General features: G+C 49.7%; 23 protein-coding genes and 1 tRNA gene. 12 read left to right on the forward strand and 12 right to left on the reverse strand.

From position 1 onward, the window contains the following. Positions 1-2: 2 nt before the first annotated feature. From AAIH57_RS28925 to AAIH57_RS28975, 11 genes are all read left to right on the forward strand, one after another. A tRNA-Gly gene (locus AAIH57_RS28925) sits at positions 3-73 on the forward strand. Positions 74-380: 307 nt separating this feature from the next. Further along, positions 381-2,246 (forward strand): 3D-(3,5/4)-trihydroxycyclohexane-1,2-dione acylhydrolase (decyclizing), encoded by a 1,866-nt coding sequence (iolD, locus tag AAIH57_RS28930; protein ID WP_430023844.1) that lies wholly within the window; start codon positions 381-383, stop codon positions 2,244-2,246. Between the two features lie 60 nt (positions 2,247-2,306). Then, positions 2,307-3,212 (forward strand): myo-inosose-2 dehydratase, encoded by a 906-nt coding sequence (iolE, locus tag AAIH57_RS28935; RefSeq protein WP_430023845.1) that lies wholly within the window; start codon positions 2,307-2,309, stop codon positions 3,210-3,212. 177 nt (positions 3,213-3,389) lie between these two features. After that, positions 3,390-4,400: a 5-dehydro-2-deoxygluconokinase gene (iolC, locus tag AAIH57_RS28940; protein ID WP_175394455.1), complete on the forward strand. Its 1,011-nt coding sequence runs from the start codon at positions 3,390-3,392 to the stop codon at positions 4,398-4,400. Between the two features lie 57 nt (positions 4,401-4,457). Continuing rightward, positions 4,458-5,933: a CoA-acylating methylmalonate-semialdehyde dehydrogenase gene (locus tag AAIH57_RS28945; RefSeq protein WP_430023846.1), complete on the forward strand. Its 1,476-nt coding sequence runs from the start codon at positions 4,458-4,460 to the stop codon at positions 5,931-5,933. A gap of 67 nt (positions 5,934-6,000) precedes the next feature. Then, positions 6,001-7,047 carry an inositol 2-dehydrogenase gene (gene iolG / locus AAIH57_RS28950; RefSeq protein WP_430023847.1) on the forward strand — a complete coding sequence of 349 codons (1,047 nt, stop codon included), beginning with the start codon at positions 6,001-6,003 and terminating at the stop codon, positions 7,045-7,047. Between the two features lie 101 nt (positions 7,048-7,148). Next, positions 7,149-7,955, forward strand: coding sequence for a 5-deoxy-glucuronate isomerase (iolB, locus tag AAIH57_RS28955; RefSeq protein WP_430023848.1), 807 nt, complete (start codon positions 7,149-7,151; stop codon positions 7,953-7,955). 126 nt (positions 7,956-8,081) lie between these two features. Beyond that, positions 8,082-9,089 carry a LacI family DNA-binding transcriptional regulator gene (locus tag AAIH57_RS28960; protein ID WP_175394458.1) on the forward strand — a complete coding sequence of 336 codons (1,008 nt, stop codon included), beginning with the start codon at positions 8,082-8,084 and terminating at the stop codon, positions 9,087-9,089. A 502-nt stretch (positions 9,090-9,591) separates the two neighbouring features. Continuing rightward, entirely contained in the window at positions 9,592-10,044 is a 453-nt protein-coding gene (locus tag AAIH57_RS28965; protein ID WP_430023849.1) for a hypothetical protein, read from the forward strand. A 41-nt stretch (positions 10,045-10,085) separates the two neighbouring features. Further along, the gene (locus AAIH57_RS28970; protein ID WP_430023850.1) at positions 10,086-10,583 is read left to right on the forward strand and encodes a hypothetical protein; all 498 of its coding nucleotides are present in this window, start codon (positions 10,086-10,088) and stop codon (positions 10,581-10,583) included. After that, positions 10,580-11,080, forward strand: a complete 501-nt coding sequence (locus tag AAIH57_RS28975) for an N-acetyltransferase family protein (protein WP_430023851.1) — start codon at positions 10,580-10,582, stop codon at positions 11,078-11,080. The genes AAIH57_RS28970 and AAIH57_RS28975 overlap by 4 nt, the downstream gene beginning before the upstream one ends. A gap of 258 nt (positions 11,081-11,338) precedes the next feature. Here the strand turns inward: AAIH57_RS28975 and AAIH57_RS28980 are convergent, their stop codons facing one another. The 12 genes from AAIH57_RS28980 to AAIH57_RS29035 all read right to left on the reverse strand — a co-directional run bounded on the left by AAIH57_RS28980 (position 11,339) and on the right by AAIH57_RS29035 (position 24,812). Next, positions 11,339-12,010 carry an FMN-binding negative transcriptional regulator gene (locus AAIH57_RS28980; RefSeq protein ID WP_430023869.1) on the reverse strand — a complete coding sequence of 224 codons (672 nt, stop codon included), beginning with the start codon at positions 12,008-12,010 and terminating at the stop codon, positions 11,339-11,341. Next, positions 11,979-13,385 carry a M14 family zinc carboxypeptidase gene (locus AAIH57_RS28985; RefSeq protein WP_430023852.1) on the reverse strand — a complete coding sequence of 469 codons (1,407 nt, stop codon included), beginning with the start codon at positions 13,383-13,385 and terminating at the stop codon, positions 11,979-11,981. Before AAIH57_RS28985 ends, AAIH57_RS28980 begins: the two co-directional genes overlap by 32 nt. An 86-nt stretch (positions 13,386-13,471) precedes the next feature. After that, positions 13,472-15,079 carry an ABC transporter substrate-binding protein gene (locus AAIH57_RS28990; RefSeq protein WP_430023853.1) on the reverse strand — a complete coding sequence of 536 codons (1,608 nt, stop codon included), beginning with the start codon at positions 15,077-15,079 and terminating at the stop codon, positions 13,472-13,474. A gap of 22 nt (positions 15,080-15,101) precedes the next feature. Continuing rightward, complete coding sequence (locus AAIH57_RS28995) at positions 15,102-16,154, reverse strand: oligopeptide/dipeptide ABC transporter ATP-binding protein (protein WP_430023854.1); 1,053 nt, start codon at positions 16,152-16,154, stop codon at positions 15,102-15,104. Continuing rightward, complete coding sequence (locus tag AAIH57_RS29000) at positions 16,144-17,121, reverse strand: ABC transporter ATP-binding protein (RefSeq protein WP_430023855.1); 978 nt, start codon at positions 17,119-17,121, stop codon at positions 16,144-16,146. Before AAIH57_RS29000 ends, AAIH57_RS28995 begins: the two co-directional genes overlap by 11 nt. A 64-nt stretch (positions 17,122-17,185) precedes the next feature. Beyond that, a complete protein-coding gene (locus tag AAIH57_RS29005; RefSeq protein ID WP_430023856.1) occupies positions 17,186-18,046 on the reverse strand; it encodes an ABC transporter permease in 861 nt (286 codons plus the stop codon). A 14-nt stretch (positions 18,047-18,060) separates the two neighbouring features. Beyond that, positions 18,061-19,026: an ABC transporter permease gene (locus tag AAIH57_RS29010; protein WP_430023857.1), complete on the reverse strand. Its 966-nt coding sequence runs from the start codon at positions 19,024-19,026 to the stop codon at positions 18,061-18,063. A 422-nt stretch (positions 19,027-19,448) separates the two neighbouring features. Beyond that, the gene (locus tag AAIH57_RS29015) at positions 19,449-21,086 is read right to left on the reverse strand and encodes a M20/M25/M40 family metallo-hydrolase (RefSeq protein WP_430023858.1); all 1,638 of its coding nucleotides are present in this window, start codon (positions 21,084-21,086) and stop codon (positions 19,449-19,451) included. Between the two features lie 62 nt (positions 21,087-21,148). Further along, positions 21,149-22,345 (reverse strand): ornithine--oxo-acid transaminase, encoded by a 1,197-nt coding sequence (locus tag AAIH57_RS29020; protein ID WP_430023859.1) that lies wholly within the window; start codon positions 22,343-22,345, stop codon positions 21,149-21,151. A 241-nt stretch (positions 22,346-22,586) separates the two neighbouring features. After that, positions 22,587-23,321: an IclR family transcriptional regulator gene (locus tag AAIH57_RS29025; protein ID WP_175394469.1), complete on the reverse strand. Its 735-nt coding sequence runs from the start codon at positions 23,319-23,321 to the stop codon at positions 22,587-22,589. A 213-nt stretch (positions 23,322-23,534) separates the two neighbouring features. Next, complete coding sequence (locus tag AAIH57_RS29030) at positions 23,535-24,335, reverse strand: DUF4261 domain-containing protein (protein WP_430023860.1); 801 nt, start codon at positions 24,333-24,335, stop codon at positions 23,535-23,537. A gap of 120 nt (positions 24,336-24,455) precedes the next feature. After that, positions 24,456-24,812: a DUF1304 domain-containing protein gene (locus AAIH57_RS29035; protein WP_175394471.1), complete on the reverse strand. Its 357-nt coding sequence runs from the start codon at positions 24,810-24,812 to the stop codon at positions 24,456-24,458. Positions 24,813-25,054: 242 nt separating this feature from the next. Here AAIH57_RS29035 and AAIH57_RS29040 point away from each other — a divergent pair, with 242 nt between their 5' ends. After that, positions 25,055-26,257, forward strand: a complete 1,203-nt coding sequence (locus AAIH57_RS29040; RefSeq protein WP_430023861.1) for an MFS transporter — start codon at positions 25,055-25,057, stop codon at positions 26,255-26,257. Positions 26,258-26,303: the final 46 nt, after the last annotated feature.

Raw genomic sequence — 26,303 nt, forward strand, 5'->3', positions numbered from 1 at the left:
ATGCGGGTGTAGTTCAATGGTAGAACTTTAGCCTTCCAAGCTAATAGCGTGGGTTCGATTCCCATCACCCGCTTAATATCGTGAAACAAGAGATGGTATATACTATCTCTTTTTTTTGCGTTCATAGAGTTTCATCAAGATTAATGCCTGGTATAGTCCACATATCTAAATGGACGATTTCTTCAGAGTGTGGTCGACGCAGTTTAGCAGCGCACGGATAATTAACGTTACTATATTTTATAAAACGCTTACAAAAATATCTTGCCTATTTCATCAAGTTATAATACCATATCAATTAAGCGCTTAACCTTTATGGGTAAGGCGCTTATCCTTAACGTAGATTAAGCGCTTTACCCATAAAGGGGAAGGAGACGAAATCCATGACAACGATTCGGCTGACAATGGCTCAGGCACTGCTCCGCTACCTGGATCAGCAGTACATTTCCGTAGATGGGGTAGAAACCAAATTTGTGAAGGGCGTCATCGGCATTTTCGGACACGGTAATGTAACAGGAATTGGAGAAGCATTGGAACGCAGTTCGGGCAGCTTGACGTATATGCAGGGCAAAAACGAACAGGGCATGGTACATACGGCAGCGGCCTATGCCAAGCAGAAGAACCGCAGACAGATCTACGCATGTACGACATCGATCGGACCCGGTGCGCTGAACATGATTACTGCAGCGGCAACAGCAACGGTTAACCGGATTCCTGTACTTCTGCTTCCCGGTGATAACTTTGCCACACGAGAGCCGGACCCGGTACTGCAACAGCTGGAAGTGAGCAGTGATTATACAGTCTCGGCTACAGACCCATTTAAAGCGGTCAGCAAATACTGGGATCGCATTGTTCGTCCTGAACAGTTGATGATCGCTGTCACGCAGGCGATGCGCATCCTCACGGACCCGGCGGAGACAGGTGCGGTAACACTGGCGCTCCCACAGGATGTACAGGCGGAGGCGTACGATTACCCGGAATCGTTCTTCGCCCGCAAAGTGCATTACCTGGACCGCCGCCCCCCGGTGCATGCGGCCATTGAACGGGCAGTGGAACAGCTTGCCCGTGGCAGGAGGCCACTGCTGATTGCAGGCGGCGGTGTGCTGTATTCCGAGGCTTCCACACAGCTTGCTGCGTTCGCCGAGGCGTTTGGTATTCCGGTTGCCGAGACACAGGCCGGCAAGAGTGCATTGCCCTGGGATCACCCTCTCAATGTGGGGGCCATTGGGGTTACCGGCTCGTTAGCGGCCAACCGGCTCGCTAGAGAAGCCGATGTAGTGATCGGCGTCGGCACCCGGTTCTCGGATTTCACGACGGCCTCCCGGTCCGCTTTTCAGCATCCTGAGATTACATTTATCAACATTAACCTGAACGGCATGGACGCAGCCAAGCTGGGCGGGGAAGCGATTCTGGCAGATGCGCGGGAAGGTCTACATGCTTTGCAAACGGCATTGCAGGAACGGAAGTATCAGAGCGGATACAGCTCATCCGAAATTGCTGATCTGCGGGTCGAATGGAATCGTGAGGTAGATCGGCTGTATGAACTCCAGCACGAAGCAGGGCTGGCGCAGACCACCGCTGTTGGAGTCATTAACCGGACAATTGATCCATCTTCCGTCATTGTGTGCGCGGCGGGAAGCCTACCCGGAGACTTGCATCGCCTTTGGCGTGCGGCAGCACCGAAGACGTATCACATGGAATATGGCTTTTCCTGCATGGGATATGAGGTGAGTGGAGCGTTTGGAGCAGCGCTTGCAGAGCCGAATCGTGAGGTATACGCCATGGTTGGCGATGGCAGTTACCTGATGCTGCATTCCGAGCTAGTGACCAGCTTGCAGGAACAGAAGAAGTTTACCATTTTGCTATTCAACAACAACGGCTTCCAGTGTATTCATAATTTACAGCGCGAGCACGGCAGTGATGGGTTTGGCAACGAGTTTCGCTACCGTGAGTCGGAGACAGGGCAACTGAGTGGAGATTACATGCCAATGGATTTTGCAGCACATGCCCGCAGTCTGGGAGCAAAAGCGTATCAAGTGGAAACAGCAGAGCAGCTGGAGCAGGCGCTCAGAGATGCACGGAACGAAACGATAACCACACTGATCGAAATCTTGGTTGTGCCGGGGACGAACGCAGGAGGATATGAATCCTGGTGGAATGTAGGGGTGCCGGAAGTATCTACGGAAGAAAAGGTTATTAGTGCTCACCACGCAATGCAAGCCAGCCGAGCCAAAGCAAGGCCCATTTAATTCAGCACAGTGCATCTGAACGAACATTACGCTGAACTCAAAAAAAGGAGACGTGGAGCAATGAATAAGCTGCCATTTCAGCTCGGGATTCATCCGATCAACTGGGTCGGCGAGGATGTAAAGGAGCATGGAGACGACACCACGTGTGAGCAGATTTTGGATGACATTCAGCGACTTGGTCTGACAGGTACCGAGATGGGGCGCAAATATCCGACAGACCCAGCTGCATTGCGAGAGGAATTAGGGAAGCGGAATATCCGTCTGGTTTCTCAGTGGAAATCGGTGCTGCTCTCCGATCCGGCTTATCGACAGTCTGAGCTGGACAGCTACCGCAGACATGCTGAATTTCTGCAATCGATGGGCAGTACGGTGATTAGCACAGCAGAGGTAGGTGGTTCCTTACATTTTGATCCCCGGCGGACTCCACATGAAAAGGAAGTACTACGGCTCAGTGAATCTGAGTGGCATATCCTTGCCGAAGGATTGAACGAAGCAGGAGCTATAGCCCGCGAATATGGACTAAAGCTGACGTACCATCACCACGGCGGCACAGTGGTAGAACAACCGGATGAGATCGACCGTTTGATGGAATTGACCGATCCCTCTCTCGTGTATTTGCTCTATGACACGGGTCATGCCTACTACGGAGGAGCAGATCCACTCGCATTGCTGCGAAAACATTATGACCGGATTGCCTATATCCACTTGAAGGATATTCGTCCGGATGTACTGGATGAAGCGCGGGCAGCACAATCTGATTTTGTGGGCTGTATTCGCCAAGGAGTGTTCACCGTACCTGGAGATGGATGTATTGATTTTGCTCCGATTCTGCAAGAGTTGATCGACCGGGGATATGATGGCTGGGCGATGCTTGAAGGGGAGCAGGACCCCGCAATTCATAATCCATATGAGTATGCAAAACGATCCCTTTTGTATATGAATTCATTGATTGATCAGCCCAGCTGATTCGGCATGGCGTCAACTTGAAGCCCATACGATGAGGTAACGAAGTGTTTTTCAAGTCCACGTACACATAGAAGTTGTAGACAGTAGGTGCAGACCGAAAGTCAGTCTGTTCAACATAAGTCGGTCAGCACCTTCCATCCGGATCACTATCCCATCACCGAAAGGGGTTCAGAACCAATGACTTACGTTTCCTTTCCTTCATCCAGGAAGATGGATTTCACCGCGATCGGCCGTCTGTGTATCGACTTGAATGCCAATGAGATCAACCGTCCGATGGAAGAGACGATGACGTTTACGAAATATGTGGGTGGTTCTCCGGCCAATATTACGATTGGCATGTCCAGGCTCGGCATGGAAACGGCCTTTATCGGCAAAATCGCCAATGACCAGATGGGCAGGTTCATCCAAGGTTATCTGGAACGCAACGGAATCGATATTTCGAATGTGGTAACGGACGACACAGGAGCGGTGACAGGTCTCGCTTTTACCGAAATCAAAAGTCCAACGGACTGCAGCATTCTGATGTACCGCGACCATGCAGCAGATCTGTTGCTGCAGGCGCGTGAAGTGCAGGAGCAGCTGATCGCTGACTCCAAGGTGCTCCTGATCTCCGGAACGGCTCTGGCCCAGAGTCCATCCCGTGAAGCGGTATTCCAGGCTTTAACCTACGCGAAAAAACATGGAACCGTCATTATATTTGATCTTGATTATCGCCCCTACACATGGACATCAGCCGAAGAAACGGCAGTCTATTACAACCTCGCAGCTGAAAAATGCGACATCATTCTGGGTACCCGCGAAGAGTTCGACATGATGGAGACGTTTGACCATAATCCACAACATAGTGATCAGGTAACTGCGCAAAAGTGGTTTGATTACTCAGCAAAAATCGTCGTGATTAAGCATGGCAAAGAAGGCTCCATTGCGTATACCCGTGAGGGGCTATCCCATCGAGCGGAAAGCTATCCTGCGCGTGTGGTGAAGACATTTGGAGCAGGCGATTCCTATGCAGCAGGATTCCTATACGGCATTATGCAGAACTGGACGATTGAACGAAGCATGGCGTTTGGCAGTGCGGCGGCGAGTATCGTCATCTCCAGTCACAGCTGTTCGGATGCGATGCCGACGGTGGAGCAGGTGAATGACTATATCGAACGCTGCAATCGGGGCGAAATTACCGTGTCCTGAATCGCGTTGGAGTAATCGGAACATACGGAACACATATAAGCGAAGGGAGACAGGGCTATGGGAAAAGGGCTTTCAGAAGCGTCTGCAACAGTAACGATGGTACAAAACTGGATTGGGGGTGCCTGGGTGACCCCGGCGGCAACCCGTACCGAGCCGGTCGTAAATCCGGCCACGGAAGAGGTTATTGCACACGTGCCGCTGTCGGAACAAGCGGACGTTGATCTTGCCGTGCAGACGGCACGGGACGCATTCCCATCTTGGAGCGGCACACCGGTTCCCCGTCGTGCACGTGTTTTGTTCCGCTATCAGCAATTGCTGGTGGAGCACTGGGAAGAACTCGCACGGCTGGTCACACTGGAGAATGGCAAAAGCTACGCTGAAGCCTATGGGGAAGTTCAGCGAGGCATTGAATGTGTGGAATTCGCGGCAGGTGCCCCGAATCTGATGATGGGCAAGCAGCTGCCCGACATCGCCACCGGGCTGGAATCGGGCATGTATCGGTACCCAATTGGCGTAATCGGGGGAATTACCCCCTTCAACTTCCCGATGATGGTACCGTGCTGGATGTTCCCGCTGGCCATTGCGTGCGGGAATACCTTTGTCCTGAAGCCGTCCGAGCGTACACCGCTGCTGGCGGGCCGCCTGGCTGAACTGTTCAAGGAAGCGGGGCTTCCGGACGGCGTGCTGAACATCGTTCACGGTGCACATGACGTCGTGAACGGACTGCTTGAACACAAGGATGTTCAAGCGATCTCTTTTGTCGGCTCACAGCCTGTGGCTGAATACGTCTATACCACCGCATCCGCGCATGGTAAACGGGTGCAGGCGCTCGCCGGTGCCAAAAACCACTCGATCGTGATGCCAGATGCCGACCTTGATCTGACGGTGAAAGAGATCACCAGCGCGGCTTTCGGCTCGGCAGGAGAACGCTGCATGGCCTGTTCGGTTGTTGTCGCTGTTGGCGATGTTGCGGACACGCTAGTACAACAGCTGGTGGAAGCAGCGGATCGCATTACAATTGGTAATGGCATGGATGAGGGTATATTCCTGGGCCCCGTGATTCGCGGACCACATAAAGAACGTACACTCAGCTACATTGAATCCGGAGAACAGGAAGGTGCTGCCTTGATTCGGGATGGTCGCAAGGATGAAGCGGCGGGCAAACCCGGTTATTTTGTTGGACCCACGGTATTCGATGAGGTGCAGAGCAGCATGAAAATCTGGAAGGATGAAATCTTTGCCCCGGTGCTCTCTGTGGCAAGAGTGGCTACACTGGAGGAAGCGATTGAGCTGGCGAACCGTTCCGATTTTGCCAATGGAGCTTGTCTGTTTACCCGCAGCGGAGCGAGCATGCGGCAGTTCCGTGAAACAATTGATGCAGGCATGCTTGGTATTAACCTGGGTGTACCTGCACCGATGGCATTTTTCCCTTTTTCCGGCTGGAAGAAATCGTTCTACGGTGATCTGCATGCCAATGGCACGGATGGCGTTGAATTTTATACTCGCAAAAAAATGGTGACTGCTCGCTGGTAATAACATAGGGTGATCCGGGCGAAGGGGGATCCCAGCCCATATGGGCGTAGACAGGGAGGATAACGGGATGGGCAAGGATAAAGTGAAAATTGGCATCATCGGTGCTGGGCGGATTGGCAAGATTCATGCAGATAATCTCATGCGCAATCCGCATGCCGAGATCGTAGGTATCAGTGATTTGTTTGCAGGGCCAGAACTGGAGGCTTGGGCATCCATAAGGGGTATTCCTGTCGTGACGACAGATAGCAGCCAACTGATTGAAATGCCGGACGTGGATGCGGTGCTGATCTGCTCTTCAACAGATACACATGTGCCGCTGATCGTGCAGGCAGCCCGGGCAGGGAAACACATTTTCTGCGAAAAACCGGTCAGTATGAATTTGAGCCAGACCCAAGCCGCTGTTACTGCCGTGCAGGAGGCCGGCGTGAAACTGCAGATCGGATTCAACCGCCGTTTCGATCATAACTTCAAGCGGGTGCGTGCCCATGTTCAGGAAGGAACGATTGGTGATCCACATATTATCAAAATCACTTCACGCGACCCGAGTCCGCCGCCTGCAGAGTACCTTCGGGTGTCTGGCGGGATTTTCATGGATATGATGATTCACGATTTTGATATGGCGCGTTACCTGTCGGGAAGTGAAGTGGAGGAAGTGTACGCTCAGGGCAATGTGCTGATTCAGCCGGTTTTTGCAGAGCATGGAGATGTAGATACGGCGATTGTAACGATGAGTTTTGAAAATGGAGCCATCGGCGTCATCGATAACAGCCGCCAGGCCGTCTATGGATATGATCAGCGAGTTGAAGTATTTGGATCCCTGGGCAGTGCAACTGCCGGGAACGATCATCCCAATACGGCAGAGATCAGTACAGCGGCCGGACTCATGCGCGATAAGCCGCTGCACTTCTTTCTGGAAAGATACAATGAAGCATATGTGCAGGAGACAGCCCTTTTTATCGAAGCGATCCTGAATGATACACCCGTTACTGTGGACGGTCATGATGCGGTTCAGGCGGAACGGATTGCACTTGCGGCACGGATGTCGATGGAACAGGGAAGACCTGTGAAGCTTCGGGAGGTACCCGGAGTAACGATGGAATCAACTGCTCCATAAATTAATTCTTTCTAAGAACCTTATTTATTGCAGACGATGTGTTTCTGTTTGGCAGGAACATGGCTTGTTATGGATAGTTACAGAAAGGAGTGGGTGGCAGCATGTCAGAACGTATCGTGAAGCCGGTAGTGAATCCGGAGGGAGACGGCACACTTTTAACAGTAACACCGGAATCTGCGGGCTGGGAATACGTAGAATTTCAGGTAGTACAGCTTGCGAAAGGACAGTCCTTTACCCGTGACAGCGGCGATCAGGAGCTCTGTATCGTACTTCTCAGTGGTTTGGCGAACGTGAGTACAAGGGAGCATACGTGGAAGAATATTGGGAAAAGAATGAGCATATTCGAAAAAATACCTCCCTATTCGGTCTATTTATCCAGCACGGATCAGGTCGAGATCACAGCCATTTCCGCTTTAGAAATAGCCATATGTGCGGCACCAGGAAAGGGAACACATCCAGCCCGTCTCATTACACCGGAAGAGGTCGGGGTAGAGACTCGTGGATACGGCAATCTGGAGCGCCAGATTCACAATATTTTACCGGAACAAAAGGAAGCAGACAGCCTGCTCGTCGTCGAAGTGTTCACGCCAGATGGGCATTGGTCCAGTTATCCGCCGCATAAACATGATCGGGATGCTTTGCCTGAAGAATCTTTGCTGGAAGAGACGTATTACTTCCGTGTGCAGCCAGAGCAGGGATTTGCCATTCAGCGCATTTATACGGATGATCGCTCCGTGGATGAGACGCTTGCAGTGAACAATGGTGAAGTGGTGCTTGTTCCTTGCGGATACCATCCAGTGGGCGCTCCACCAGGATATGAGGTGTACTACCTCAATGTGATGGCGGGTCCAACCCGAACCTGGAAGTTTCATAACGACCCTGACCATGAGTGGCTGATGAAAAGGTAATACTGCCCTATATACACCTTCTTCAATGGCTTCAAGTTGCGTATGCGGACTTCCCCCTGCATAATGAGAAGAAAACGATTACCTATATATAAGGATCTTGTATATAGCACAGATGGGGAATTAACAATGAAAGCAACCATTTACGATATCGCACGGGAGGCGGGTGTATCCATTGCTACGGTCTCCCAGGTTATTAACGGCAAAGGGAAAATCAGTGAAAAGCGCCGCGCCGAAGTGATGGAGATCATGGAACGTCTTAACTATCAGCCCAGCGCGATTGCCGCTGCACTTACAGGCAAGCAAACGTATACGCTTGGGCTGCTTGTCCCGGATATATCCAATCCGTATTTTGCCGAGCTTGCCAGAGCGGTAGAGGATCGAAGTCGCCAGCTGGGGTATAGCGTCGTGATCTGCAGCACGGACAATAAGGACGAGCGGGTAGAGCGTTACCTGAACCTGCTTCAGCAGAAAAGAGTCGATGGCATGATGATCGGAACGGGCATTGATAATGCCGAGATCCTGTCACCGCTTCTGCAGCAATCCATACCCGTTGCGCTGATTGCTCGCCATATGCCATCACTTTCGGTACATACCGTTGCGATTGACGATAGACTTGGCGGTGCACTGGCTGCGCAGCATCTGCTTGAAATGGGTCATACCCGCATTGCGGTACTGTCAGAACCATTCAAGGTCAGCAGCAGTCAGGAACGCATACGCGGATTCCGTGAAGCGGTAGAGGCAGTGGGTCTTTCTCTTGAACCATGGCAGATCAGAGAGTCCGCTGCGGACCTGAACTCGGCCAAAAAGGAGATGCTTGTGCTGCTTGATGAAGCCAATCGGCCAACCGGCATATTCTGTTGTAATGATATGCAGGCTATTGGCGCATTGCAGGCAGCCAAAGAGCTCGGCTTGCGAGTGCCAGAAGACGTATCCATCATTGGATTCGATAATACCATTCTTGCATCCGTGACCAACCCGCCACTTACAACGGTTGCCCAGCCTATTGAGGATTTGGGGCGTCTTGCTGTGGATCTGTTAATAGACGAGCTGAAGGATGACCGTAAACCGCCACAGAAAATCGTACTGAAACCTGAACTGGTTATTAGAGAGTCAACAGGTGTTGCATCCGTTTAATCTTGAAATCAGCAATCCGGTATGACATCAATTCGACCCATGAAAAAACAAGCCGCATTCAACCTCCATAGGGTTGACCGCGGCTTGTTGCGTTTGAATGACGAGATTAGACTGCTCTGCATTTGAAAAGCATCAAAAATCTATCTGATTTTAGTAGGCTATGCAGTAATTTGTTAGTCCGATGTATGGTAACGTGGAAATACAAAAGATGGATTGGATAGATATATTGCTATAGAACAATATATGGATGAAATGGTATACTAGATCAAAATACCTTTTTCCAGTATTTATATTTTATTAGGTTTGAGGGATGGGTGGTTCTATTAAAAAGTGGGGATTGGTTGCATCCATTTGTTTCGTTGCGGCATTATTATTACTTGATTTTCCCCTTGTTCAAAAGGAATTCCATACAGAGTCGCCAAGTGGATCTTTTATAAGGGATACTTCACAGACTAACGTAATTAACTGGGAGATTACGAATTTATCGCATGAACAATTTCAAGTGAGATATACCGAAATCACGGGTGAGGATGCACCAAAGATAATCAACGATCAGGACAAAGAGAGTCAGGGGATTAATTTTGCGGAAGAACAGTTTTCGCCCGACATAATCGAAAGTTACGAGGCAGAGTATGCGGCCATTATAGACTTGGGTGAAGAGATTTTTGTGCAGGCGGGAGTTCTGGTGCAGGTCCAGGAGGTTAGGGATGGAGAAACGATACGCAAAGAGTTCCGCAAAGTGTATGAGAATACCGGCTATCTGTCAGCCCAGAATTCCAACTCAATAGAACTTGTAAAAAACTATGTTGTGGGTACGCTGCAACATAGCTCCCAATTACAGATCAGCTTCAATGGTTATACAGAACACAAAGTAAACGAAGATGAATCGGGAGGCCAGCATCAGAAGGTAGAAGATTCAAAACATTTTAGCGGTTCAGGGTTTATCCATCCATAGGTTTTTCCAAAGGCATACAGCTTAATGAGAGGGGAGATTGTGTGAAAAATAGAAAGAGACTTATCGTTGGTATCGTCATTTTGGTTGCCATAGCAGCTTTCGCCATACCGATGTACATATCTCAGCAACACACCACGTTTCGGGCAGAGGTTACGGATCATATGACCATGCTGGACAAGTTTGACCGCTTGGAAATTACGAGATTCTCCAGTGCATCAGGTGACAGGGAAGAAGTGATCATCAAGGATACGGAGGAAATCCAGGATATTTTAAAAGACTATAAGGATGTTGAGTTGAAAAAAGTAAATCAAAGAAATCCAGAACAGGAGACTCCCTATTATTATGAATGGCGTCTTATGATGAACAAAGAGGGGCGGGAAATCAATGGTTTTGGAATTACCTTTTATAACAAACATTCAATGACCATTTATAACGGCAGCAGCACGCGCGATAAAACTCAGGAGTATAAGGTGGAGCAAGAAATGAATTGGTACAAGATGGAGCATCTCTTTGATCAAACAAAGGAGGAGAACTCATGACAGGTTGCCAATTGCGTCCCATAGAGGCAGAGGATATTCCTTTCCTGTGGGAAATGTTATATGCTTCGCTGTTTACGAAGGAGGGTGATGAACCTTTGGAACCCGATATCATACACAGCCCGGAACTGTCCAAGTACGTGGAAGGATGGGGAAGAGAAGGGGACTTTGGATTCATTGCTGTAGACGGACAAGGCAGCAGACTGGGTGCAGTCACATTGCGGTTCTATAGTGATCACAGTGCCGGGTACGGTTACGTGAACGCTGCTACACCTGAATTGGGAATGGCGGTCATTGAGGAGGCTAGGGGCAGAGGAGTTGGCACCCTGTTGATGCAAGCGGCATTGGAGGAAGCTCGGAAGCGGGAGATCGAGGCGGTGTCACTCAGTGTAGATCCAGACAATGCAGCCATCCGACTTTATCGACGTTTTGGATTTGAGGAGAGAGAGATGTGCGGCACATCGGTCACCATGCTATGCACGCTTCATCCAACATCCTGACTATAAGCGAGCTCAACAGAGAATATATTAAAAAGGCGTTCCCCTAAGGGAACGCTTCTCTTATTTCAGCAAAAACGCCAATGCTTCATCATAGGTTTCCCATTGAAATTCCGTCTGATGTTCAGATTCCTTGGAAATCCGGTTCAGCTGCATTAGGGCAATCGCACGGTAGGACTACTGAAATGATTTTTTACGACATAGATAGCTCTATAACCATGCACAATCCCATATGCTTGTTCATTCGATAGCATTACACATTTACACGTTGTCCGGATTGGCTGCCTTAATCGCCTCAGCAATTTTCAGTGCATCAGGTTCCCCGGTCTTTTTTAAATGCCTAATGACATTATTGCGACGCTCGGGGGAGTGATCCTGATGCAATTTCCACTGAGCCTGCATGTCGGTGATTTTGATTTTGAACCCCATCACACCCTGGATCAGACGATGATAGATATGGTCAGGAATTTGTCCGTCCCAGGGCTCATCCATACCGGATTCGTAATAGGTTATCGTCTGTTCCATAATGGTCCGGAGCCCCTCTGCATCGTCAACATGCATGAATTCACCATACACATGAACGGCCATATAATCCCAGGTAGGTACAAATCCTTTTTGCTCATACCAGGTGGGAGAGACGTAGGCATGCGGTCCGGAAAAAACCGTCAGCACTTGGCTGTCAATGCTGCGCCACTGGGGGTTGGCCCGGGACATATGACTGACCAGATATAAGTCCCCGTCTGCTCCGGTTTCGATCAGGAAGGGCAGGTGTGTGCCATGTGGCAGACCGTTTTGCTGTGAGAACAGCACACCAAAGCTATGCTTACGGATGAACTGGATCATCTTCTGTTGATCCTTCATTTGATATTCCGCTGGGACGTACATCCTGATCACGTTCCTTTCAGTTGTGGATCTCCTGCTGGCTTCGCTCATGGATACGTTTGGTGACAATCAGGCCGCTCTCCGTTTGAATGCGAACCAGCTTCTGAATCGGAATAACCGAATAGTCCAGCCTGGATTCGAGCTCTTCGCAGTGTTGGATCAGGAAATCACTAGCCGTGTGTCGCGCATGTTGCAGCAGGGACAAAGCCTCTTGGGTATCTGTGCCGTCCCGTTCCAGTCGTTCAATCTCGAATTCAACTGCACGGAGGGACAAGGCGAGAGACAGTCCGTTATAGAACGCAGCGGTCTCCACATTATCGAACAATTGAGCAAACGTAGCTGCTTCTTGAAACTCCGGCAGGCTATCTGCCCAGTTTTTCTTCGCGGCACCACCTTGCTTCATGTGATCCAGCGACATATTGACCAGCTTGATGAACCGATTCTCTTCTGTAATGTATGGACGAACGGGTTGCAATAACTCATCTACTTTGGTGAGAAACAGAGTTGTGCGGTCCACGTTAGCATGGACAGCATCCCGTCGGCTAATGTTGGATAGACGGAGATCCTGCACACGAGCATCGAAGAAATAAGGCAGCTCAGCCAGCAAGGTAACACAGCCCTCTGCATGCGCAGATGCGTAATCGCCACTGGATGTGCCACAGTTGAAACCGACTGGGGGTTCACCTGTATTTTGCTCTACATAATTGTATTCCTGTGCAATGCCCATCGTCTGGAATACAGCGGGTGAAAACTCTGTCAAAAAAGGCGCTTCCGGCTCGCCCAGATTCAGAGCAACATCCTGCTTTTCGGCGGCAGCCCGCAGATCGTCATAGATTTCCGGCATATCCTCAGAGATGTACCAGTAGGCTCCGCCGAATCCTGCATTATGAAGGGAATAGAGAAAGGCAGGCTGTTTTTCCTGAATGAGCCTCATAACCGCCTGCGTTTCGGGAAGCGGATTATCGAAGTGCAATTCCTTATAATCAACCGGAAAGGTCCACTCCACCTGTTCATACCCGATCGGACGATAAAAATGCCTCATATAGTTATAGATCGTGTACGGGCCTTTGATCCAGCCTTCATTCAACCGGAACCCATCCGGGTCAATACACTTGATAATGTACCAGGTGAATCCGAGTTCTTCCCGAAGCCCTGCATTCTCCGCCAGCTCACGAGACAGAAACTCCATCGTCATTGCGCCAATTGGTTCATTGGGATGAGGACAAGCAAAACATACGGCGTTCAGCGGACCGTTGCCCACTTTGATTCCGAGAATGGAATGCCCCTCACGTGAGGTACCCGCTTCAAAGACTGTCACCACATCAGGATAATCCCATGCCAGCTTGCGTGTGCTTTCATCCATCTCATCGATCGTCATGAACGTCTCATAATCGGGCACGCGGCCAATCACTTCTTCGATATTCACTGAACATACCTCCCGTTTTTTGAAAGTCTACCTCTATGATTCATCAAGGTTAGTTGCCCAGGTGCATTCGCACCTGGGCCTTTTGATCAGTTATCCAGCCATACATAGTTGTACTCGGAAAAGGATGTATACGGCAGTGCTTCAGCAGAAGAAGGATCACCCTTCACATATTGATGCACCGGATTGGAACCGACATATTCACTGATGGGAATGATGGGCAGATCTTCTGACAGAATGCGTTGAACTTCCGCATATTTCGGCTTGCGCTCGTCTTCCTTGACGAGTTTTCCGCCCTCAGCCAGCAGCTGATCCAATTCTTTATTGCTGTAGCCCATAATGTTGGATGGACGGTCGGTACCGATCCGGTTCGTAATCGCCCCTACATCGGGACCTTGATAGCCACCGAGAATGCTGAGCTGATATTTCCGTTCCTGCACGACCTGTGTATCCCAGGCAGCATAATCGCTCACGTTAATCGTCACATTAATGCCTACTTTGCCGAGTTGGTCCTTAATTACAGTAGCGATATCCTGGTAAACATCATATTGGAAAATATCAAGGGTAACGTTCAGATAGTTTCCATTGCCGTCTGGTGTAAGTCCTGCCTGTTCAAGCAAAGCTTTGGCTTTGGCAGCGTCTGGTTCAGGGACTGTATAAGTGTCATCAATGGCCCAGTCATAGACAGGAGATATGAAAGTTTCAGCAACTTGACCCTGTCCCTTCAGGGCTTTATCCAGAATTTCCTGATTGTTCATGGCATAAGCAACAGCTTGACGAACTTCAAGTTTATTGAATGGCTCCTGATCAAAATTAAACAGAAGATAGGTTCTGGATGGCCAAAGGCTGCTCTTCATAACGACTTCTGGTTTTTGCATCATCACCTGTAGCTCGGAAGACGGCGGATCACCGCCGAAGACATCCAGCTCACCGTTATAGAAGGATTGCAGCATGGTATTAGGATCGGTAATGATGGAGAAGATCAGTTTATCGACATGGGGAACCTGCCCAAAATAATGTTCATTGCGTTCCAGTGACACGTTCACGCCAGTGGTGTATTCAGAAAATTTGAATGGCCCACTGCCAATGGGCGTACCCGATGTACCTGTATTCCATTCAGCGGTGCTGTAGATATGTTCCGGCAGAATGAACGTTCCATACCAGGCCAGATAACCAAGGAAGGACGCATCCGGTTCGCCCAGCGTAATGACAACCGTATGCTCGTCGGGGGTTTCGATACCTGTAATGCCACTGATGCTTTCCACCGCAAGGCCACTGTTTTCCTTAATGGCTTCAAACGTATACTTAACATCGGCGGAGGTAACCGGCTCGCCGTCATGCCAAGTGGCCTCCGGATGAAGATGGAACGTATACGTTAATCCATCATCCGAGATCTCCCACTTTTCGGCCAGATCGGAGATGATCTGTTGATCGTTGTTGATTTTGACCAGGCGGCTGAACAGATTCTGTGCAACAGGGTATAGATAATCGTCGGAAGTTCCGTCAGGATTGAATGATAACGGATCACCGGTTAGGCCAACGAGTAGAGTGCCGCCTTCCTTCACACCATTTTCCGCCGTATTGCCCGAAGGTTCAGTTGTTCCTTCCGAATTGCTTCCGCTCCCGCCCCCCGTACAGGCTGCGAGCAGACCCACCATCAGAATCAGTACCGAGAATAAGGCCAACCTTTTTTTCATGTCTCCACTCCCTTTGTCGTAGTTAAATTAACTGCGGATCCTGCTTTTGTTGCCAACTCGCTTCTGTGGGATCATCCTCTGTATATGGGCAGCTGACCCAATGACCGTTGCCCAAATCAACAGCTTCGGGATATTGGGAAAGGCATGAATCTCTCCTCTGATAACAACGGGAATAAAAGTAGCAACCTGGACCGGTATGAATGGGAGTTGGAGGCTCACCTTGAATCCGAATCGTTTCCTGCGGCTGGCCAATGGACTCCAGTTTGGATGAACTGGCGATGAGTGCTTTGGTATACGGATGCTTCGGATGATGCAGCACTTCATCTGTGGGGCCAGTTTCCACGAAACGCCCCAGGTACATGACAGCAACCTGATCGGATACATAACGGGTGGATATAATGTCGTGGCTGATAAACACCATGGCCGTATTCTCTTCACGGCAGATGTTAGTCAGCATATTGATGATATCAGCCCGAACGGAAACGTCGAGCATGGAAACAGGTTCATCTGCTACGATAAAAAGAGGATTGAGCAGCATCGAGCGCAGGATGGATATGCGCTGCAGTTGACCACCAGATAGCTGATGCGGGTAACGATACAGGAAGTCGGAAGCAGGACGCAGTCCGGCTTGCTCCATTCGTTCCGAGCATAGCGCGAGGCGATCGGCATCATTTTGACCTATTCGATGCAGTTTCAGGGTATCTGTCAGAATCTTGGCAATCGTGAAGCGAGGGTCGAACGTATCAAACGGATTTTGAAAGATCATCTGGGCTGTACGGCGGAATTCGGATGGGCTCCGTTTGTACAACTCTTGTGAGGGAACGCCTGCATAATTGATCTGCCCTGACGTAACCTCCTCCAGCTTGGTGAGCAGTCGGCCGAGTGTGGATTTGCCGCAGCCACTCTCGCCAATAACGCCAAGTACCTGCCCCTGTTCCAAAGAAAAACTGACACCATCGACCGATTTGACGTCCTGTTTGCGTGATACTTTGCCATTGATGACCATGCGTTTGCGCTGCGTGTAATACTTGACCAGATCCTGGGCTACAATCGCTTTGGGGGAATTAGTGGGCATGTGCGAGTTCACCTCCAACGAGATGACAGGCCACGCGATGCCCTTGCTGGAACAAGGTTTCGTCCGGATTGACTTGGCGGCATAGCTCTACGGCATGATCACAGCGGCTGGCGAAAATACATCCGGTAGGCAAGAGTGCCAGATCGGGAATGGAACCCGGAATGCCACGAACATTTTCCTTTTCCCCCGTAAACGACGGAATGGACCTTAATAATCCTTGCGTATAAGGATGAAGGGGGTGAGTCAGTACCTGTTTCACCAGTCCCGTTTCCACGATTCGTCCTGCATACATTACAGCAACCTTGTTGCAGGCAGAGGCCACCACCGACATATCATGAGTAATCATGATGCGAGTAATGCCCAGTTTACGTTCCAATTCAAGCATTTCATTCAAAATCTGACCCTGGGTCACGACATCAAGAGCCGTTGTGGCCTCGTCAAGAATGAGCAGCTTGGGCTGGTGCATCAGACTGAGCGCGATTGCAACCCGCTGCATCATACCGCCTGACAGTTCATGCGGATACAGGTCATATACACGTTCCGGGAGATTGACCATGCGCAGCAGCGCAACCATGCGACTTCTTGCTTCACGCTTGGAGACTTTGGTCTCGTGCATGCGGTAAATGTCAGACATTTGGGCACCTATGCGATGTACCGGGCTTAATGCACTCATTGACTTCTGAAACACGACAGCAAGTTCAGTCCAACGCAGACGAGCCAGCTCACTTTCGTTAAGTGATAATAGATCAGTTCCGTTAAACTGCACTTCACCTGTAACTTCGGCTGCCTGTTCGGGGAGCAATCGGAGAATAGCCATGGCCAGTGTGGATTTGCCGGAACCTGATTCGCCAACGATGCCGATGGAATCACGCTCATCGATGGTTAACGACACCCGGTCCACGGCAGTGACATGTCTTTGTTTCGTTTTATAGGTGACGCTGAGATTATTCAATTTAACCATGGGCATAATGTTTGCCTCCTCTTGTGGGGATGGACTGCAGGGATGCCTAGTGGATTATAAGTAATGAAGTCTAGTGATGGCCGCGCAGCTTGGGACTGAGTATGCGATTCAATCCGTCTCCGATCAGATAAAATGCCAGCACGGTAATCACAATGGTCAAGCCGGAGAAGGTAGAGATCCACCAGCCGGAAGTCAGATAGGCACGTCCGTTGAAAACAATCTGTCCCCAGCTGACCACGTTGGGATCGCCCAATCCAAGGAAACTGAGGCCTGCCTCGGTTAGAATGGCACCGGAGATGTTCATGGTGGTGTTGGCGATAATCGGGAAAATGCCGTTGGGAATGATATGTTTGAATAAAATGCGAATGCGGCTCTCACCAATGGCTGTTGAGCTAAGTATGAAGGTTCGTTCACGCAGTGACATTGCCTGTGCGCGCATGAGCCTGGCATTACCCACCCAACTGGTTAAGCCGATAATCAGCATGACATTCAGCATGCTGCTGCCAAACAGGGCAATGACGAGAAGGATGAGGAAGAAGGTAGGCATGATGAGAAAAATATTGTTGACCTCGGTGAGCACTTTGTCCAATGGTCCACGATAAAATCCGGCGATACCGCCGAGCAGGGTACCGATGACCCCGGAGATCAGAGCAGCTACTACGCCAATGAGCAGTGAAGTCCTTGCACCGTAGATAATCATGCTGAATACGTCACGCCCCAGTCCATCAGTACCGAGCAGATGCACGGCCCCAGGGGGAGCTGTCAGTTCTTCACCAAGTGCATATGGGTCATGCGTAGCTATAAGTGGAGCAAAGATGGCGACCAGCACCAGCAAGGCCAGAATGCCGAGACCTATTTTTAGTGGAAGAATGCCATTGACTGTAAGAACCATCCGTTTGAAGGAGCTTTGTGTGGTTATTGTCGTTTCCATGGGACATGGCCTCCTTACTTGTACCTGATCCTGGGATCGATAAATGCATAGAGCAGATCAACGATAATCATGGTGACGGCAACCGAGATGGATAAGATGAGGTAGATGCCCATAAGCAGTGGGTAATCCCGGCTGCTGATTGCCTTGAGCATGAAGCTGCCCATGCCAGGCCAGCTGAAGACAATTTCGATGATGGCTACACCCGTGAAGATATAGGCTAATGTAATCCCGAAAACAGTGATGGTAGGAAGTACAGCATTTTTGAAAACATATTTGCGGAATATCCGGCCCTCATTCATGCCGGTTGCCCGTAGTGTGGTTACAAAATCCTCTGACATGACCTGAAGTACGGAAGAGCGGGCAATTCTGAAAAAGTAGGGGGCGCTGATCAGAGTTAACGTCATTCCTGGCAGAATGAGATGTTTCATGACATCCATTATATGGGCGAATCCCGTGTACCCGCCTCTCAGGTCAACCATGCCTGCGGTGGGAAGGATATTCAGCCATGAAGCGAAAATCATGATGAGCATCATGCCAAGCCAAAACCCTGGCATGGCATCGAAGAGATAGGATATGCCGTTCATGGCAGTATCCAGTTTGGAGCCTGCGCGCCGGGCGCAGTAGATTCCCAGTACTGTTCCGATAATAAGGGAGAGTATCGCCGTGGTGAGTGACAGCAGCAGGGTAGGTCCGATCCGTTCGCCAATCATCTCGGTGACGGGTCGATTATTGGAGATAGACTGTCCCAGATCTCCTTGAAGCAGGTTTTTGAAATACGTGAGCAGCTGCATGCCGACGGACTGGTCCAACCCGTACTTTTCGCGCAGAGCCTGCTCCATTGCCGGCGAAGGGTTATCCCGGCCTGACAAAATGCTGACGGGGTCTCCAGGCGCGAGATGGATAAGCAAAAAGCTAAACACTATGGCCACGATGACAGTCAGCGTTCCGGTGACCGCTCGCCTTGCGATATATCTGCCCACACGCTTCCCTCCTGATTTACGGTCCGGAACGCCGTTTATGCGGGCATACTCTGCGTGGAGAGTGAGCATTAGTGCGTTCCGTCTTCCGGTGAGATTTAGCTTGAAATTGTTTCTTTCCGTAATACGGAAAACTTTTCCGAAAATATAACAAGCAATAAGTCGGGTCGCTCTTGACAGGGTTACCAAGTGATAGAGTGTGATCAGGCTGATATTTTTCTTACATCATAAAAGAGAAGTTATTCGGTGTCAATTAGAATAACATATGAGTGACGCAAAATCTTTTATTCACCCTAAAATGTTCGGAGTTTTATAATTAAATCACTTATTGTGTCATATTAATGTACATTAATAGCCGGAGTAATGCATTTTTGCCATGAATACTGTCAACATGAGTCGTATTATGAAGTCTGTACGATATGAAACTATACCGCTTGTGTAGAAGCTCCGGCTGCAAGCGCCATGGTAATGCAGGTGGAGAGCAAATCAGGCATCGTAACAAAGGCATAGTGCACATTCAGACGTTCAGTCCATTTGTGCGCATCCTTGCCGTAAGGACCCAAATTCATGACAGGTATGGCGAGCTGCTCCATTTCGTTCAGCGGAATGGAATAACCGTTGTTCCACAGCGGCATGTTGTCTGCCAGGCGGTCATGTGAAATTGTGCCTGAAGTGGAGCCTACATAACTCAGATCAGTCATGGCGCTATGAAAGTTGGCATGATGAAGCTCGAACTGATGGTGTGCCAGAGCATACTCGGACAGGCTGTTGCATATTTCAGTCACCATCTGGGACTGGTACGAGCTGTTTGGCGGGTAGTAAGGCGGCGCGAAAAACAGCACGATCATGGGAGACAGAGTCTTGCACAGAAGAGATAGAGCATCAACAACGGCTGAGGTATTACCGCGGTCATCCGCTTCAGGGTTGCGATGAAGTGCCTCCTGGATGACGGCTGTTACCTGCTCTTCACCATAGGTTTGATGGGCATAACGGAGCAGCTCTTCATACGTCATCACCTTTACCTGAATGTTTGTCTCCTCTGAGGAATCACCAAGGTAGGCGGATGCGCGTGCATGGTATTTCTGTTCAATACGGGCAGCGGCGCGGCGAGCTACATCCAGCAGGGGTTCGATCAGTTGATCCACCGATTTCTCCAGCAGCAGAAGGTTGCTCATGGTCACAGCACGATAGGGGATCGTTACCGAATAGGCATTCATCATGCTGTGTTGAATCAGGTTGGTTGGAGGCGGAGTGGATTGCCCCTCAACATGTTCGCTGAAGGTGGTGTCCATCTCCAGCTCGGCTGTAATTTCGGCAGCCATGTAGTTGCCATTGAGACCTTTAAATGGATAAACGACATGGGTTTCTTTGCCGTAACACAAAAATCCGGGCAGTGCTTTGCCGATCGAGCCTTTCTCCAGATATCGTCCGCTTTCATCACCATCCCCGAAATGGGATTCCGAATTAATCAGCAGTGCATATTCCAGGCCGTGGCGTTTGGCAAGTTCGAGCAATACAGGAATGGAGGCGCGCATGCCAACAGAATTAACCTCCTCATCGGGGACTGCAAGCAGCAGCAGATTGCCGTCAAATTCTCCGTGACAAGCTCGTTCGATCATGGACATCTGGAGGGCGAGACCGCACTTCATGTCCATTACACCACGTCCAAAGATCCAATCATCCGTCTCAATATCGGCCCGGACTTTCTCCGGCAGACGCTCCTTGTTGCTGTGGAAAAGTTCTGTCAGTTTCTCCACATTGAAGGCATAAGGCTTCCAGTCTCCGTAACAATCCACCTCTACCACGTCGAAATGGCTGAGTACAATAATCGTTCGTGCTGTGGGTATTTGGCTTTTGACCAAAGCGGTTACGAGTGTGCGGCCATCTCCAGTGGGATGGGATTGAAGATATTCAGGATGCTGTCTGTAATAATCGAGCTCGCTTAGTTGTTGTGTGATAAAAAGAGGAAATTCAGCCTCGGCTTCCGATTCGCTGATGCTCGGGATGCGGATCAGATCGCTTAGCAATGCGGCGATTTGTTGTGGAGTAGACCATTTTTTCATAGGGAACACCTCTTCTTATGGAATGATGGTGCAGATGAGTCGCAAGAAAACGTGTGCTCTGGTTATAGACTGGCAAAAACATCGATGATGGCATCTGCAGCCCAGTGCAGGTCTTCTTCGGAAATTATGAGTGGGGGTGCCAGGCGGATAACATGCTCGTGTGTTTCCTTGCAGAGCAGTCCAGCGTGCTGCAGCTTCTCACATACAGGTCTTGCCGGACCGCTCAGCTCAATGGCGATGAATAATCCCCTTCCGCGGATGTCAATAATCATCGGATGGTTAATGGCCTTTAACCTGGACAGGAGTTGCTCGCCCAACCGAAGAGAGCGCTCAGCCAGTTTTTCACCTTCAGTCACCTGAAGTGCGGCTATGGCTACGGCGCAAGCCAGCGGGTTGCCGCCGAAGGTGGAACCGTGGGAGCCGGGCTCGAACAGACCGAGAATACTGCGATCTGCAGCGACAGCAGACACAGGGAGTACACCGCCGCCCAATGCCTTGCCCATCAGGTACATATCTGGGACAACTGCTTCCCAATCACAGGCAAAGGGTTTACCGGTTCGGCCAAATCCGGTTTGGATCTCGTCAGCAATGAGCAGTAGATGATGCTGACGACAGAGCGCCGCCGCTTGCTGCAGATACCCATCCGGTGGGATGACAATGCCAGCTTCACCCTGGATCGGTTCAACGAGAAATGCTGCTGTGTTTGCTGTGATGGCCTGCTCCAAAGCTCGAATATCACCGTAAGGAATAATGGTAAAGCCCGGTGTAAATGGACCAAAATCCTCCCGATAGGAAGGTTCGGAGGAGAATGATGTTACCGTAAGGGTCCTCCCGTGAAAATTGCCGGAACAGACAATAATCTCGGCCTGCCCTTGAGGAATTCCTTTTACCCGGTAACCCCAGCGCCGTGCCGCTTTGATGGCGGTCTCTACAGCTTCGACACCTGTATTCATGGGCAAAATCATATTTTTGCCGGTGTACTGGGTCAGCTTCTCCAGTAATTCGGCTAATGGTTCATTGTAGAAGGCGCGCGAGGTGAGTGTGACCTTGGCGGATTGCTTATGCAGTGCTGCGATGATGTGGGGATGACGATGCCCTTGATTCAAGGCGGAGTATCCGCTAAGCATATCCATATAACGCTTGCCGTCCGGATCCTCGACCCAGACGCCTTCTGCTTGGGCGATTACAATGGGAAGGGGGTGGTAATTGTGTGCTCCCAAGCGTTCTGTCTGTTCAATGGTGGTCTGTACGTTATTCATCGAATCCCTCTTTTCATGTCAAGTGAAATTTCCGTAATTCGGAAAGTGTTTCCGATTATAGTGACAGAGATGATGGACAATAAAGCTTCAGGAAGGCGGATCAGTGTGTGTAACTGGAGTGCTGGTTGAATATCTTGATGTAGGGTTGAGTGAAGTGGTCATGATGTAAGGGGCTGAATCGTTGAATGTGAAGAGACAGACTTCTTGAAAATGAGACCCGGTACAGGCCGGATCAGGCGGGCTATCCGCCAATCCGGTTGGATATTTCAAGCGCCGCATGGGTGACCAGCTTGCCAAGAAAGGCAACCCGTTCATCCGTGAGCTGGTAACTGACAACACCAATGCCAATGGCTCCCTCTACTTTGCGGCCGAATCCCATAATGGGGGAGGAGATGGCCACGGTCCCTTCGGTAAGTTCCGCATAACTGACACAATAGCCGGCCTGCTTAATCGAGGGTAATGTCTGCAACAGCTCATTGCGCTTGTTGGTGTCATCGATGAGTCGAATGAGAATGGCCTCAGCTTCTCTGGGGTCCATGCTGGCAAGCATGGCCTTGTTGGGTGCGCCGATATGCATGGCGATGCGCTCGCCCAGGTTTTCTACCACGCGAAGCTTGGTTTGGCTCTCTACTTTGTCCACGCCCATGGAGTAGAGCCCGTAAGGCATGCTCAGAAATACAGTTTCTTTAACTTCATCCGCCAATTGTTCCATGATGGGTCTCGCAGCAAGGCGCATATCGGATTCCTCCAACTGCTGTAGGCCGACTTCCATCCAGCGTGACCCGGTTTTGTAGCGCTTGGTATCCGGAATCTGCGTGACAAGTCCGTGTTCCATCATGGAGCTGATGAGCCGGTGGGTGGTGCTTAGAGGCAAGCCTACACGTTCTGAGATGTCTGATATAGCCCAGCCGGAGCGGGTGTTTCCGGATAACAGAAGCTGAACAATATGCATTGCGCGATCAATGGATTGAACCAACGAAATCCCTCATTTGTTAAGCTGCTAACAGGTAGAAGCTGGTGTTTTTTTTAGATTATAGGGGGAGGGAATATGCTTGTCAACAAACATATCCCCTCCTGTGTTAATATATATGCCATCGAGATTACAATAAGCACTTCATTTTTTATTGAAAAATCTAACTTTTCATTTCATACATGCTGCATTTTGCAGCATGTAATTCAAACGGCTCAACTAAAATCCAATCTTCAAACTGGTTCCTTCAGCAGCTATTCCCTTGGACCGGGTGATCGAGAGCTTCTGCTCGGCTGTAAATCCGAGAGTCTCTCCGTCATGCAAAGTGACATCATTTTCAACCACGTAAGTCATGGTCATGAACATCATTTCAAAAACATCGCTTAACGGGTTGGCTGAATGTATGATCTCGATCTCTTCTTTTCCGAAGTTTCGCAATCCATGCGTATAGGCTGAGGCGCCTTCAGGACTCTGGTACATACCGATAAAAATCCAAAGGGAGACCGGCAGCTCATCCTGCTTGAGACTGTGACTCGTCTCCACATATTGACGTGCCTCGACAACGAGCGGCGCCAAATATATGGCGAGTGCGTGGTCAAGCTGCAACAGGGCGCTCGCTGTCTTGGTAAACAGGATATGTCCCTGGATGGCATCCGCTGCGTTCAGAACAGAAACGATAATCTGTGACTGATGCCTGGAAGTAACTTGCTCCGCTTCACGCCACAATATATTTAATTTGGCATTCTCCTCCACTTCGTGGTTGGGGACAGGGGCACCGATATGAGCACATACCACCTGCATTCCATCTACCTCAAAGAAAAGATTGCCCTCTTCCGAATTCTCATCGATATGAATATCCCAATCATTCTTCATCGTTTGGATGAAGCGATCAAAATCACAGTCATCCTGTTCCAATAGTATAAAACCAACAATGGTTTCACTATGCGAAGAAGATTCCACGGCTCCGCCTGCGGGTACAGGTTCCTTTTTGCGACGCCGAAGCTTGTCAAACAGTCCCATGAGACGTTCTCCTTTCCAGATCAATCACGGTGATTGGCATGACTTGTTGCCACTATTACCTTACCATACCATGCTTGGTTTGTAATGAATCAGGGCGGCGAGCTGCCAAGCATGCGGTGATTAAAGGAAAAGGACCAAGAGCAGTGCGATAATCGCAGGCAATCCCTGTTTGACGATAATAGACCGCGAAGCTGTCGCCCCTCCATATAGGGCTGCAATGATTACGCAAGCCAGGAAGAAGATCTGAATGTGCTGACTAACAATGGGGTCGGGGTACAACAGCCCCCAGATTAGCCCCGCCGCGAGAAATCCATTGTATAGCCCCTGATTGGCAGCCAGAGACTTGGTCGATTCTGCTAATTCAGGAGTGAGACCGAAGGTTTTCATTGTGCGTGGGCGGGTCCACATAAACATTTCCATCACCAGGATATAGATGTGTTCAATGGCTACGAGAGCTACAAAAATTGCACCAATCAATGGGAACACCTAGCTTTCTTTTATGTATTTTAGTTCATTGCCTTCTCAGTATAAATGTTCGTAACGAGAACTAAAAGTGTAAATTTAATTTTGCACAAATTAATTGTGTAATTAAATATATCCAAAGCGAACGATCTGATAAACTTGTTGCTTATAAACAAACATTATTATATATTGTCTATAAATAAACAAACAAAATTCATTAAAATTATGTTTGGTGGAATTTAAAGGAGGAGTTGAAGTTGTTTCGTAATCCGTATGTGCGAACGATTGTCGTTTCGCGAATTCTTTTGCAGTTGGGGATTTGGATACGCAATTTTGCCATTCTGTTGTATGTGACGGATCTGACCAACAATGACCCGCAGGCCGTATCTTGGATCTCTGTAGCGGAGTATGCTCCGATTTTTGTGTTTGCCATCATCGGAGGAACGTTTGCGGATCGCTGGAGGCCCAAGCGTACCATGGTGTGGTGTGATGTGCTCTCCTCATTGTCTGCGGTGGCTGTGCTGGTTGCATTAATGTTTGGTCCATGGTATTCAGTATTGCTGGGTACCTTGGTGTCGGCTGTTTTTTCCCAGTTCTCTCAGCCTTCGGCAATGAAGCTGTTCAAGCAGCACGTGCCGGGTGAGGAACTGCAGGGAGTAATGGCTATGTTCCAAACAATGGTGGCAGTCTTTATGGTGGTTGGCCCCATGATCGGAACGGTCATCTATCAGAACTACGGGATTGAAGTATCTCTTGTCGTTACAGCGGTGATGTTCCTCGTTTCGGGTTTTGTCCTTTCGCGGTTACCTAAGGATGAAATGACGTCTGTAGGTGCAGTCATTCAGGGGTCTTTTCGTCAAGAGCTGGCTGAAGGATTTCGATATGTGTATGCGAGTTCGGCTTTGCGGACACTGGTTATGACCTTTGCTGTATCCGGGCTTGCAGCAGGGTTGATTCAGCCGTTAATGCTTTTTGTTGCCATCGATAATCTAGGTCAGGACAAAACCTTTCTTCAGTGGTTGCTCATGGTTAATGGAGCGGCCATGCTGATTGGAGGCGGGGTTATCATGAGTGCAGCCAAAAAACTTCAGCCGCAGGTCCTGCTCGCGGTAGGGCTGCTACTCAGTGCATTGGGAACGGTTATGATGGGATGGTCCGAGAGCATTCTGCTTACCATGGCGGCACAGATGATCAATGGATTCTTTTACCCTTGGATTCATGTAGGGATTCAGACGATGATCATGCGTAATACGGATACAGCCTTTATTGGCCGTGTGGGGGGAGCGGTTACCCCGGTATTTATGGGCATGATGGTAATTAGCATGTCGTTCGCAGGTTATTTGATGGATCAGTTGAGCCTAGTGACGGTATTTACCGTGAGTGGTGTGCTGTTTCTGGCAGGGGCGTCCATTTTGGGGCCAGTGCTGCCGAAGGGAAGGAAGTCAGCAGATTTTACATGACGAATGATGCTCAGCGCGCGAGTCAGGTCTCAAGATCAACATATGC

Origin of the sequence: Paenibacillus sp. MABNR03 (genome assembly GCF_050455445.1) — a bacterium.
Taxonomy (GTDB): Bacteria; Bacillota; Bacilli; order Paenibacillales; family Paenibacillaceae; genus Paenibacillus; species Paenibacillus xylanilyticus.

Excerpts from the sequence above, each read along its gene's own strand:
- iolD (WP_430023844.1), top strand. The coding sequence starts at position 381 with ATGACAACGATTCGGCTGACAATGGCTCAGGCACTGCTCCGCTACCTG.
- iolE (WP_430023845.1), top strand. The coding sequence starts at position 2,307 with ATGAATAAGCTGCCATTTCAGCTCGGGATTCATCCGATCAACTGGGTC.
- iolC (WP_175394455.1), top strand. The coding sequence starts at position 3,390 with ATGACTTACGTTTCCTTTCCTTCATCCAGGAAGATGGATTTCACCGCG.
- AAIH57_RS28945 (WP_430023846.1), top strand. The coding sequence starts at position 4,458 with ATGGGAAAAGGGCTTTCAGAAGCGTCTGCAACAGTAACGATGGTACAA.
- iolG (WP_430023847.1), top strand. The coding sequence starts at position 6,001 with ATGGGCAAGGATAAAGTGAAAATTGGCATCATCGGTGCTGGGCGGATT.
- iolB (WP_430023848.1), top strand. The coding sequence starts at position 7,149 with ATGTCAGAACGTATCGTGAAGCCGGTAGTGAATCCGGAGGGAGACGGC.
- AAIH57_RS28960 (WP_175394458.1), top strand. The coding sequence starts at position 8,082 with ATGAAAGCAACCATTTACGATATCGCACGGGAGGCGGGTGTATCCATT.
- AAIH57_RS28975 (WP_430023851.1), top strand. The coding sequence starts at position 10,580 with ATGACAGGTTGCCAATTGCGTCCCATAGAGGCAGAGGATATTCCTTTC.
- AAIH57_RS28980 (WP_430023869.1), bottom strand. The coding sequence starts at position 12,010 with ATGAGCGAAGCCAGCAGGAGATCCACAACTGAAAGGAACGTGATCAGG.
- AAIH57_RS28990 (WP_430023853.1), bottom strand. The coding sequence starts at position 15,079 with ATGAAAAAAAGGTTGGCCTTATTCTCGGTACTGATTCTGATGGTGGGT.
- AAIH57_RS28995 (WP_430023854.1), bottom strand. The coding sequence starts at position 16,154 with ATGCCCACTAATTCCCCCAAAGCGATTGTAGCCCAGGATCTGGTCAAG.
- AAIH57_RS29000 (WP_430023855.1), bottom strand. The coding sequence starts at position 17,121 with ATGCCCATGGTTAAATTGAATAATCTCAGCGTCACCTATAAAACGAAA.
- AAIH57_RS29005 (WP_430023856.1), bottom strand. The coding sequence starts at position 18,046 with ATGGAAACGACAATAACCACACAAAGCTCCTTCAAACGGATGGTTCTT.
- AAIH57_RS29015 (WP_430023858.1), bottom strand. The coding sequence starts at position 21,086 with ATGAAAAAATGGTCTACTCCACAACAAATCGCCGCATTGCTAAGCGAT.
- AAIH57_RS29020 (WP_430023859.1), bottom strand. The coding sequence starts at position 22,345 with ATGAATAACGTACAGACCACCATTGAACAGACAGAACGCTTGGGAGCA.
- AAIH57_RS29030 (WP_430023860.1), bottom strand. The coding sequence starts at position 24,335 with ATGGGACTGTTTGACAAGCTTCGGCGTCGCAAAAAGGAACCTGTACCC.